8 protein-coding genes are annotated in these 11,815 nt (G+C 30.7%); 5 read left to right on the top strand and 3 right to left on the bottom strand.

Features of this window, described 5'->3' with window-relative positions; translation table 11 throughout:
* Window positions 1–140 precede the first annotated feature (140 nt).
* Together Q0945_RS02095 and Q0945_RS02100 are read left to right on the top strand one after the other, a co-directional pair.
* Window positions 141–1,055, top strand: a complete 915-nt coding sequence (locus tag Q0945_RS02095) for a FecR family protein (protein WP_366135655.1) — start codon at window positions 141–143, stop codon at window positions 1,053–1,055.
* Window positions 1,036–3,591: a TonB-dependent receptor gene (locus tag Q0945_RS02100; RefSeq protein ID WP_299430285.1), complete on the top strand. Its 2,556-nt coding sequence runs from the start codon at window positions 1,036–1,038 to the stop codon at window positions 3,589–3,591. Before Q0945_RS02095 ends, Q0945_RS02100 begins: the two co-directional genes overlap by 20 nt.
* Here the strand turns inward: Q0945_RS02100 and Q0945_RS02105 are convergent.
* The 3 genes from Q0945_RS02105 to argS all read right to left on the bottom strand — a co-directional run bounded on the left by Q0945_RS02105 (window position 3,588) and on the right by argS (window position 9,206).
* Window positions 3,588–6,056, bottom strand: a complete 2,469-nt coding sequence (locus Q0945_RS02105; protein ID WP_299430288.1) for a TonB-dependent receptor — start codon at window positions 6,054–6,056, stop codon at window positions 3,588–3,590. The genes Q0945_RS02100 and Q0945_RS02105 overlap by 4 nt on opposite strands.
* A gap of 553 nt (window positions 6,057–6,609) precedes the next feature.
* Window positions 6,610–7,386, bottom strand: a complete 777-nt coding sequence (locus Q0945_RS02110; RefSeq protein ID WP_299430290.1) for a zinc-dependent peptidase — start codon at window positions 7,384–7,386, stop codon at window positions 6,610–6,612.
* A gap of 32 nt (window positions 7,387–7,418) precedes the next feature.
* Window positions 7,419–9,206 (bottom strand): arginine--tRNA ligase, encoded by a 1,788-nt coding sequence (argS, locus tag Q0945_RS02115; protein WP_299430292.1) that lies wholly within the window; start codon window positions 9,204–9,206, stop codon window positions 7,419–7,421.
* An 839-nt stretch (window positions 9,207–10,045) separates the two neighbouring features.
* Between argS and Q0945_RS02120 the strand changes: the two genes are divergently transcribed.
* The 3 genes from Q0945_RS02120 to Q0945_RS02130 are packed head-to-tail and all read left to right on the top strand — an operon-like array spanning window position 10,046 to window position 11,395.
* Window positions 10,046–10,255, top strand: coding sequence for a helix-turn-helix transcriptional regulator (locus Q0945_RS02120; protein WP_299430294.1), 210 nt, complete (start codon window positions 10,046–10,048; stop codon window positions 10,253–10,255).
* Window positions 10,245–10,937 carry a DUF3800 domain-containing protein gene (locus tag Q0945_RS02125; protein WP_299430296.1) on the top strand — a complete coding sequence of 231 codons (693 nt, stop codon included), beginning with the start codon at window positions 10,245–10,247 and terminating at the stop codon, window positions 10,935–10,937. The genes Q0945_RS02120 and Q0945_RS02125 overlap by 11 nt, the downstream gene beginning before the upstream one ends.
* Window positions 10,937–11,395 (top strand): hypothetical protein, encoded by a 459-nt coding sequence (locus Q0945_RS02130; protein ID WP_299430298.1) that lies wholly within the window; start codon window positions 10,937–10,939, stop codon window positions 11,393–11,395. The genes Q0945_RS02125 and Q0945_RS02130 overlap by 1 nt, the downstream gene beginning before the upstream one ends.
* Window positions 11,396–11,815 lie beyond the last annotated feature (420 nt).

The raw sequence follows: 11,815 nt of genomic DNA on the forward strand, positions 1-11,815 counted from the left end.
GAAATTAATAACTTAATACTAAATAAAACAAAGAGTAAAGTTTAAAAAAATAAATAAGATCTAGAACAAAAACTTTAGACTTTAGACAAAAAAAGTAGGGTATTTACCTTTAAAGGTGTTATAAATATATAAAGCTAAAAATGATGCAAGAAAATTACTTAGCAAAATGGCTCAATAATGAGTTAACTGAAGAAGAACTCGCTGCCTTTAAGCAGACCGAGGAATATGCTTCCTATGAAAAAATTAAAAGAGCATCCTCTAATTTAGAAGCTCCTGCTTTTAATATTGATGCCGCTTGGAATGAACATAAAAATAGACGTGTAGTAGAAGAATCTAAAACCATACAGTTAAAACCATACAAACGCTTTTTACAACTTGCTGCTGCTGTAGCCGTTTTACTAGTTGCCTCCTATTTTTATTTAGGAACCTTAGACCAATCTATAAGTACCCAGTACGCAGAAAATAAAGAGGTAATTTTACCAGACACCTCAGAGGTTCTTTTAAATGCAGAATCTACCATTTCTTACAACGAAGAAAAATGGAACAAAGAGCGTAACATTTCCTTAAAAGGAGAAGCTTATTTTAAAGTTGCTAAAGGAAAACGCTTTACTGTAGCTACAGATAATGGTACTGTGACTGTTTTAGGCACGCAATTTAATGTTGAAAATAGAGACGGTTTTTTTGAAGTTAGCTGTTTTGAAGGTTTAGTAAGTGTTACATACAATAGTAAAGAAACAAAATTACCAGCAGGCACTTCTTTTCTTGTTATAGACGGTAAAGAGATTGCCGTAAATGGGCCAGATAATACTGCTCCTTCTTGGATACATAAAGAAAGTTCTTTTAAAAGTATTCCTTTATCCTATGTTTTTAATGAATTACAAAGACAACATAATGTAACTGTAGAGACTAAAAACATAAACACTAAACAGCTATTTACAGGTACTTTTAGCAATACCAATATTAATTTAGCGTTGCAAAGTATAAGTGTTCCTACTCAAATACAGTATAATTTAGAGGGGAATAAAGTAATTTTTTATGCTAAAAGCGCAGAATAACAAATTAGCTTATTTCTTTTTTTTTGCATTTCTTTTCTTATGTTTTTATATAGGAAGAGCGCAAGAAACATCTGCGAACATCCTAACTTTAAAAGAACAATTAAAAAAAATAGAAAGTACTTATTCAATAAAATTTTCTTTTGTAGATTCTGCTATATCAGACATAAAGATTAACCTTAATCCTGGCAGTTCTTTAGAGGAACAGTTACAAGAAATAACAGAACAAACCAACCTTTATATTCAGAAAATTAATTCTCGTTATTACGCTATAACAGCAAATACTACAATAACTATTTGCGGGAAAGTTTTAGATAATTTTGAAAAAAATCCGCTTGCAAGTGCTACCATACAGGTAATTAATAGTAAAAAATCTACTATTACAAATACCACAGGAGAATTTAGTTTTACTAATATTCCTATAGATGCTCTACTCCAAATAAAATATTTAGGATATAAGACTAAGTTTATAGTCGCAAAAGAGTTATTAAAAAAAGACATTTGCCCCAAAATTGTGATGTCTCAAAAATATCAGGAATTAAATGAAGTTATTGTTTATAAATTCCTGACTACAGGATTAAGTAAAAACACTAACGGAAGTATTAGTATAAACACAGCAGATTTTGGAATTTTACCTGGGCAAATAGAACCCGACATTCTAAAAACTATACAAGCACTACCAGGTATTAAAAGCATAGATGAAACTGTTTCAGATATTAATATTAGAGGTGGTACTAATGACCAAAATTTAATTCTATGGGATGGTATAAAAATGTATCAATCTGGACACTTTTTTGGGTTAATATCTTCATTTAACCCATATTTAACTCATAAAATTACTAGTATAAAAAATGGAAGTAGCGCACAATATGGCGACGGTGTAAGTGGTGTTTTAGATATTACTACAAAAGATTACATTACAAATACTTTTAAAGGTGGAGCCGGAATAAATTTAATTACGGCAGATGCTTTTGGAAGAATTCCTATAAATAAAAAACTAGGCTTTCAGTTTTCTACAAGGCGTTCCTTAACCGATTTTTTAGATACCCCAACATATACTCGTTTTTTTGATAAAGCTTTTCAAGACAGTAATGTATCCAAGGAAAATAGTTCTGAAGAAAACCAAAGAGATGCTACTTTTTATTTTTATGATTTTACAGGGAAAATACTTTATGATATAAATGCTAAACATAAAATTCGTTTTAATGTAATGCGCAGTAGCAATACACTAGATTATAAAGAGACAAGAAATGACACCTTACAATCTGCTAGCAATCTAGACCAAACAAATTTTTCATTTGGTGCAAATTTAAATAGCAATTGGAGTCCTTATTTTTCTTCAGATTTAATAGCGTATTACACCAAATACAATCTTAATGCTAATAATTTAAATTCTAATAATTCTCAACAATTAGAACAACGTAATGAGGTTTTAGAAACTGCTTTAAAATGGAATACACGTTATAAACCTAATGCTAATTTTACTTGGAAAAACGGGTATCATTTAAACGAAGTAGGTATTACCAATTACACTTTTGTAACCCAACCTCCTTTTAATAGTAATATAAAAGGCGTTATTAGAACTCATGCTTTGTATTCTGAAGTTACGTATTCTTCAGAAGAGGAAAATTTTTATATACAAGCTGGCGGAAGGTTAAATTTTATAGAAAACTTAAATACTTTTAAAGAAACCATTTTAGAACCAAGGTTAACCGCTAATTATAAATTGTCTGATGCTTTTAAATTAGAAACTAAAGGAGAATTTAAAAGCCAGAGTACCAACCAAATAATAGATTTAGAACAAAACTTTTTAGGTATAGAAAAAAAAAGATGGATTTTATCTGATGGAGAACAACTACCCATAACAAAAAGTAAACAAGCATCTTTAGGAATAACCTATGATCGCAATAATCTTTACATAGGATTAGAAGGTTTTTTTAAAGAAGTTAAAGGTATAAGCACTGCTACTCAAGGGTTTCAAAACCAATATCAATTTAATGGTGAAATAGGGCAATATGCAATTAAAGGTTTAGAATTTTTAATTAATAAAAAAAGTACCTATTATAGTTTGTGGTTAAGTTATGCTTACAATACCAATACTTATACTTTTAAAACATTAACCCCACAAAACTTTCCAAACAATTTAGACATAAAGCATACCGCTACACTTGCAGGAACATACAACTACAAAAAAATAAAAATAGGCTTAGGCATAAACTACAGAAGCGGAAAACCCTACACCCAGCCACAAGAGGGAGACAATGCTTTAAACACTACTTTTTTTCCTGCAAGAATAAACTACCAAGAACCTAATAGTAGCCGCCTCCCCGAGTACATAAGAGCTGACGGTTCTATTACTTATAGTTTTAAACTATCTTCAAAAATTAGTGCAATTGCTGGTGCAGCTATTCTTAATTTTACAGGAAGAAAAAACATATTAAACACCTATTATAGAGTAAATGAAACTAACGAAATAGAAACTATACAAAGCCTATCTATTGGTGCTACTCCTAATGCTAGTTTTAGAGTTAGTTTTTAAAATTCTCTCTTACCAAATTCACTCTCTATGAATTTAGAACGGTTTTTGTTTTTGTTAAATGAGTACGATAAGTTTAAGATAATCCTATCTACCTCTAAAACATAATTGGTAGTAGTAAAAAACTCTTCCTCTCTGCTAGTTGTTATTCTTTGTTCATTGGTGTTTAATAATCCCATGTCCATATTTTGCCATTGTAAAGTGGCTACCAATTTGTTATCTAAAAAGGTTTTTCTAAAGGTTAAATTTGGTAAATAAAATTCTGAATCTTCTCCTTGTGCTGTTTTTCGTTTAGATAAATAATTTACTGTAAATTGTAAAGAAGCCGTATCATTAAAAGTATAGGTACTATTAGCGTTTACAGAAAAAACAGTGGCATCACTATCTACACTACGCCCATCATATTCCCCATCTATAGTATAATTATAAATGTTACCTCCAATAAAATTAGACCAATTTTCTGTTGCTTTAAATTGACTTCCTAACTCTACCCCTGTTACATGTGCCTTACCTACGTTAGAATATATTCTATCTAAAATAGTATCATTATAAATTTGGTTTACTCTGTTTACCAAATTCTTTACGTCTCTATAATACGCAGTTGCATAAACAGAATTTCCGTTCTTATATTTTTTGGTAATACCAAGCTCTACTAAATCTATAAATTCTGGACGCAAAGTTGGGTCTCCTTGCTCTAAAGTTTCGGAATGTTCTCTTTCTCTAAACGGGTTTAACTTAAAAGATGTGGTACGCTCTACACGCTTACTATAGGCTAACTTTACCTTAGTTTCTTTGTTTATGCTATACTGTAATGATGCCGAAGGGAATAATTTTTCATATTTATAAGTATATGTAGTATCTACGGTTTGTGTTTTATCTTTTAAATCTAGAGTTCTGTCCATTGCCTCTATACGAACACCTGCAGCATAATCCCATTTACTTTTTTTACCGTTTAATTGTATATATCCAGAGTGTATGGTTCTTGTTAAATCTACCTGACTAGAAAATTCTGGAACCAGCTCAAACTCCTGCGTTGTATTATTACGTCTTTCATAAACAAAATCTCCTTTATGGTCTAAGTTTCTATACTGGTAACCAGTTTCTATATTCCCAAAAGAAAGTGGTACAAAACTATAATCTATCTGCGCTCGTATTCCATGTAAAGGATTATCATTGGTATTAAACTCATCCTGTAAAATTACCTCTGTATTTGGGTATGCTAAATTCCTATTAGTAGTTGGCCCTCCTAAAAGGGTATATTCATATAAAAATGAACTAGATAACTTAGAGGTATTTGTAAAAGTATGGCTGTAATCTAAACTCCCAAGAACAAAATCGCCCTTCCTAATTCTTAAATTTTCATTAAAGTATTGAAAAGTATAGTCTCTTGTAGAACCATTTGCTGGAGTAATAGAATGGTTGTCATAATACAAAATATCAGCCCTTCTATCTTTAGAACGTTTTCCTCCAAAAAAGCCAAGAGAAAATTCATTTTTTGTATCTGGTGTATAGTCTAGTGTAAACCTTCCAGAATAGTTAGTTTCATCATAACTACGTTCCCCGTCTGAAGGAAATCTTGTAAAAGTATCCTCTATAATTGTATACACATCTCCTTCTCTTCTACCCGTAATATCATTACGTTGGTAACTTGCTCCAAGAGAAACATTCCATTTATCGGAACGTACATTATAAGTAACATCTGCCCCATAACGTTGTGCAGCCTCCCCATTATCATAATCTTCTATAGAAGGGAAACCTCCTTTTACATTTATTTGCGTAAACGTACCATTGGTAGCTCCTTTTTTTGTAATTATATTTAAAATACCACCTTTACCTTCTGGGTCATATTTTGCCGATGGTGCCGTAATTAACTCTACTCTTCCTATAGCATTTGCTGGTAATTGGTTTAAAATAGTTGCTGCATTCCCTTGCACTGGTTTCCCATTTAATAAGGCAACAAAACCAGTGGTTCCACGAACACTTATATCTCCTAAACCATTAACACTTACCGATGGTAAATTCTTAATAACATCTGTAGCACTACCACCTTGACTGTTTTGAAAAACTTTAGCATCATAAACCTGGCGGTCTATTTTATTAATTACAGTGGCCCTATTGGCTTTTACTACAACCTCATCTAACTCAGTACCTCCTATAGATAAACCTATGGTACCAACCTCTTTTATACGGTTGTTCGCTAGTACTATATTATTTATTGTTTTAGTTTCATACCCTAAAAAAGAAACCTCTAAATAATAACTCCCCTTTTTAACATTAGGAATTGAAAATACCCCATTAATATCTGTAATAACCCCAGTTACTAATTCTTTGTTCGCTTGCTTAAAAATTGCAGCTGTTGCATATTCTAATGGTTCATTAGTATCTACATCTATTATTTTACCCGTTACTTGAGCAAAGCACGTTGTTATTGCAAGTAAAAAAAGGGCAATAAAATATTGGTATTTCATTCTTCTATTAATTATAGGTTATTTGTAACATTTAAACACCAGCAAATGTAAGTAACTAAAAAAGTACTAGAGGTCTATTTAAAAAAGATATGGTCTTTTTTCTACAACATATCTTTACAAAAAGCATTTGGCGTAACATTTGTTTACCTCTTAAAGTCTTTTGCAAAGTGCGAGTTATTTTTAGGTCCAAAAGAATTTGAAATTTCACTAATTGTTAAGTTTGTATATACTAGTAATCTTTTTACCTCACTAATTATAACATTTGATAAAATTTTGGAAGCAGATTGGTCTCTTTCTTTTTGCAAACTGCATTTAAATTTTGCAGTGAAGTAGTTCTTATATTTTTTTAAAAGTCGCAACCTTACTATTATCTATTGGTTTTGTTTTTTATTTTATTTTAATATTCATATAGCGGTATCCTTTATAAAGAAAAAGCGCTTTAATTGTATGAAGAAAAATAAAATACTCTTGTATACGTATGCGAATGTATATGTTTTATTAAATAATAAATGTTAAAAATACATTTAAATTTAATGCTAGATATAGAAGTTATTTACTTTAACATTCTAGAAATAATAGAATATAGTTTTGGAAATTGAATTTTAAATTCCTGCGGTGTTTCTACAAAACATTCTACTGATACTGCAAAAAACTCATGAATATTTGTTTTACCATATTCTCTAAAATAGTTTGATGCATTTACTCTTGCTATAAAATCTGGGTTTTTAAACAACTTACTTATTTTACGCATACCAAACATAAAAATATAAGACCTAAAGTTTAATTTATTTGCAACGTTAAAACTTATAGCATGCGAAAACTCATGTACCGCCAAATTAATATTGTCATTAGGAATTTTAAACCCTTGTAATAAATTTTCTGCTGAAAACACTAACATTTTTAAAGACGGATTATATTCGCCATAATGCTTTTTCTTGGTATGAACAGAATAATACTCTTTTGGATAAACGTGTATTTTTTCTACAGAGAGGATTAAAAAATCGGCCATACTTAAGGTTAGCATTGCAGCTGTAGCACTTAGTAAAAGTGTAATTTTTTCTTGCTGTTTTACATCTTCATGAAAAAGGATAATTTTTCTTTCTCTAAAACGAACTACTCTTTTTCTAAAAAGCTTCTTTTTCTTTTTAGACAAGTCTTTATAAAAAGGCAAATAATACAGAATAGTTTTTTCTTCCTCCTTAGTTAATGGAGTTATTCTTTTAAACGGATTAAGAAAAAATAAATCTAACGTATAATAAATAATGTATAACAGATATCCTAAAACAAGAATTAAAAGCCCGTAAGCAAAAATATCTACGCCATTTATCATATAGTATATAAGTAGGTTTTATAAAAGAAATGTTACATTCTTTCTGGTACCTCTACCCCTAATAATTTAAAAGAATCTTGTATAACAGCGCTTACTTTTTTAGAAAGCTGAACTCTAAAAATTTTCTTTTGCTCCTCTTGTTCTCCTAAAATAGATACGTTCTGGTAGAAAGAATTAAACTCCTTTACCAAATCATACGTATAGTTTGCAATAATAGCCGGACTATAATTTTCTGCAGCCAATTGTATGGTTTCTGGAAAAATTTGTAACTGCTTTACTAACTCTTTCTCCTTGTCATGTAAAGAAAAAGATGCATTTATAGTATTTTCTATTGCCACACCCGTACTTTCTGCTTTTCGCAAAATAGATTGTATTCTGGCATAGGTATACTGTATAAAAGGCCCTGTGTTACCCTGAAAATCTACCGACTCTTCTGGGTTAAATAAAATACGTTTTTTAGGGTCTACCTTTAAGATGTAGTACTTTAAAGCCCCCAAACCTATCATTTTATAAAGTGCCTCTTTTTCCTGTTTTGAGTACTCTTCTAACTTTCCTAACTCTTCGGATATTTGAGCGGCAGTTTGTGCCATATCTTCCATTAAGTCATCGGCATCAACAACAGTACCTTCTCTACTCTTCATTTTTCCGCTAGGTAAATCTACCATACCATAACTTAAGTGAAATAAATTTTTGGCCCACGAGAATCCTAATTTCTTCAAGATTAAAAACAACACTTTAAAATGATAATCTTGCTCATTCCCCACGGTATAGACCATACCGTTAACATCTTTATAATCTTTTACACGTTGTATGGCAGTACCAATATCTTGGGTCATGTACACGGCTGTACCATCGGAACGTAAAACAATTTTTTCATCCAAACCTTCGTCTGTAAGGTCTATCCAAACACTACCATCTTCTTTTTTATAAAAAACTCCTTTTTGGAGTCCGTCAGCAACCACATCTTTCCCTAACAAATAGGTATTACTCTCGTAGTACAATTGGTCAAAATTTACCCCAAGGTTTTTATAGGTAACATCAAAACCTGTATATACCCATTGGTTCATGGTTTTCCAAAGTTCTACAACTTCTTTATCACCAGCCTCCCACTTACGTAACATTTCTTGCGCAGCTACTAAAATAGGAGCTTCTTTTTCTGCCACTTCCTTAGTAGAACCGTTAGCAACTAAATCTGCAACTTCTGCTTTGTATGCCTTATCAAAAGCAACATAGTAATTCCCCACAAGTTTATCGCCTTTTAAGCCTGTACTTTCTGGAGTTTCATTATTTCCAAAACGTTGCCATGCTAACATACTTTTACAAATATGAATGCCACGGTCGTTTATTATTTGTGTTTTATATACTTTTTTACCTGCTGCCTTTAAAATCTCGGCTATCGAATAGCCTAATAAGTTATTACGAATATGCCCTAAATGCAAAGGTTTGTTTGTATTTGGCGAAGAATATTCTACCATTACTGCTTCTTTACTATTTGCTCTAGCGTATCCAAATTGGGATTCATTTTTAATAGTATTAAAGAAGTTTACATAAAAAGCATCTGCAATTACTAAATTTAAAAAACCTTTTACTACATTAAAATCTGTTACCTCGGCAACTTCTTTGCTAAGGTACTCTCCAATTTCCTGACCTATTTGTGCAGGGTTCCCTTTTACCACACGTAACATAGGAAAAACAACTACAGTAATATCTCCGCTAAAGTCTTTACGAGTAGGCTGAAACTCTACCACTGGTAGCTCCGCATTAAAAATTGCCTGTACAGCTTCTTTAACTTTTGTAGTAAGTACTTCTTGTATGTTCATTGGTAACCTGTATTTAAGGCTGCAAAATTACGGAAAATTCTAATCTTTTTAGCATTAAAGGTTTTCCCCTCATTATTACAAAAACGTTTTTTATTCTTATAAATTAAAATGATAATTTACTTACAAATATTATATTTGATGTAAACGAGAACAAAATGTCCTGTTATCCGGAAATTTTTAGGGGATATACTGGAATATTGTTCTCGATATAACAAGTTAGCTTTAATGCTAAAGGTCATTGCAGAACCTCAAATTTCGGGTTTAAATCAAAAGTCCTTTAAAGCGGAAAATGAAATGTGGAATATTGAGCTGAATTATAACTCAAACTCTGAATCTAACTGCGTCTGACTTTTTAGCTCGTTTGCAGAATCGAAATCTGAATTGAAAAGCGGAATTTCACTCAATCGGAATATAGCAAATTGCGGAATTGTCAACTCAAAATCTGAATTATATATTACGGAATTTGAGCAAGTTTGCGGAATGAAAATCGAGCTGTATAAAACATAAAAACGGAATTAAAAAGCCGACTGTAATAAAATATTAACGAAAAAAATAAACGGACAAAAAGCACTAAAAGCTAACAATGTATAAAAATAATTGCGGTTTAGTGCTTAATCAAAGGTCGTTGCTTGTTTGCTACGTCTGAATTTCCTTCGGAAATTCCTCGCACACAAACCCGCAACTATTCTTATACGCAAACGTTAGGTGCAAGCAGTGCATAAAAACCACATTATTACTTCCACATATTAAACACCACATAGTGATTATTATTTATATCACAAAATGATATGTTTTTATTTTATTTTTCTATATTTGTGTAAATATTAATTCTTTTATGAATGAATAGGATTAAAGAAGTTTTAGAAGAAAAAGGAATCAAACAAACTTGGTTGGCTGAAAAATTAAATAAAAGTTATAATATGATTAACGCTTATTGTCAAAACCGAAGACAACCTAGTTTGGAAGATTTGTTTAAAATTGCTGAAATATTAAATACCGATGTAAGACAGCTTATTATTTCAACTAAAAATAAACAAAATGAAATTTGAAGTTTACTGTGATGAAAGTAGTCCAGAAGTTTTATGGGATAGGAATGCAAATAGATATTTAGTACTTGGTAGTATATGGATACCATCAGATTTCAGAGAAGAATTAAAAAATTCTATCAAACAAATCAAATTAAATCATAATTATAGAAATGAAATTAAATGGAATAAGGTTTCCCCTTCATCTTTTGAGTTTTATAAATCTTTAGTACATTACTTTTTTAATACTGAACGCATTAGATTTAGAGGAATAATCGTTGAAGCTGATAAGATTGATATGGTTAAGTTTCATAATGATGATAGTGAGCTTAGTTTTTATAAATTCTATTACCAATTATTACATCATTGGATTTTAGATTTTAACGAATATTCCATTTTTATTGACCATAAAGTAAATAAAGATTTAAATAGAGTACAACAATTAAAAGATGTATTAAATAAAGCCAATTTGTTTTCCAATATAGAGAATTTGCAAGCCTTACCTTCTCACGAATTATTAGGTATCCAACTTGCCGATTTTTTAATGGGTGCACTAAATGGGAAAGTTAATGGAAAGGTTACTAGCATAGGCAAACTAGGGATTATAAATGAAATTGAAACCTTCTTAAATCGTGAAATAGCACCTACTCCTAAAGCAGAAGAAAAATTTAACGTCTTTAAAATTAATCTAGAAGGTGGTTGGTGATGGCGTATAAAAAATTAAAACCACATAAAATGGATGAAGCAACTAGAGAAATCCAGTTGCGACAAATATGGAAAGAAGAGTATTGTGACAAAACGAAACCAATTTCTACGCACGACGGTATTGTAGTTAGTTTTTATGAAGATATGTTTGACCATTGTTTTTTTGAGAGCTTTAATAAAAAAGAAGCAGATAAATCAATTTTATCATTAAACAGATTAGAGAAAATGATGTGGGTAAAAGACACCTTAGAAGATGCTACCGCTTTAATGAAACAAGGTTGGGATAAACAAAAAAAGAGATATGATAATAATAAAAGAGTTAATTTTGTTAAGGATGGATACATTGTTGTTATTTCACCAAATAGAGCTAGAACAAAAGCTAGATTTATTACAGCTTATGAATTTCAAGATGATGAAAACAAAGAAAAAGTTAAAAATAGCCCTGATTGGATTCGTTAAAAATTGGACATAAAAAAACGCTGATTACTGGTTCAGCGTTGACCTTTTTAAATTCCAGACCTTAGGTAAAGAACAATGCAAATTTACAAAATATATTACAAAATTAAAAGAATTTTGAATTAAAACTTATTCTTAGATATAATCAATAATAATGCCAGCACCTAACAATGTATATAAAAAATAGGGCGAAAAGTGCTAAACCAAAGGCTTGTGCTTATTTACGAAGTCCACCATATTTTTAATTTGTATTTTAGTAAAAAGGTAAAAATAAAACAAAAAATATGGCTAAGTATAAGTCTGAAAGTAAGTTCTTATTACCCGCCCTACTTTTCATATACTGAATCGTTACTTTTAATGGTGCGACATCAAAATTTCGGCAGTTTTAAAATTCTCGTGGCTGACTTTTTAAATGAAAAATTA

The sequence above is a fragment of the uncultured Maribacter sp. genome, assembly GCF_947500405.1.
Classification (GTDB): domain Bacteria; phylum Bacteroidota; class Bacteroidia; order Flavobacteriales; family Flavobacteriaceae; genus Maribacter_B.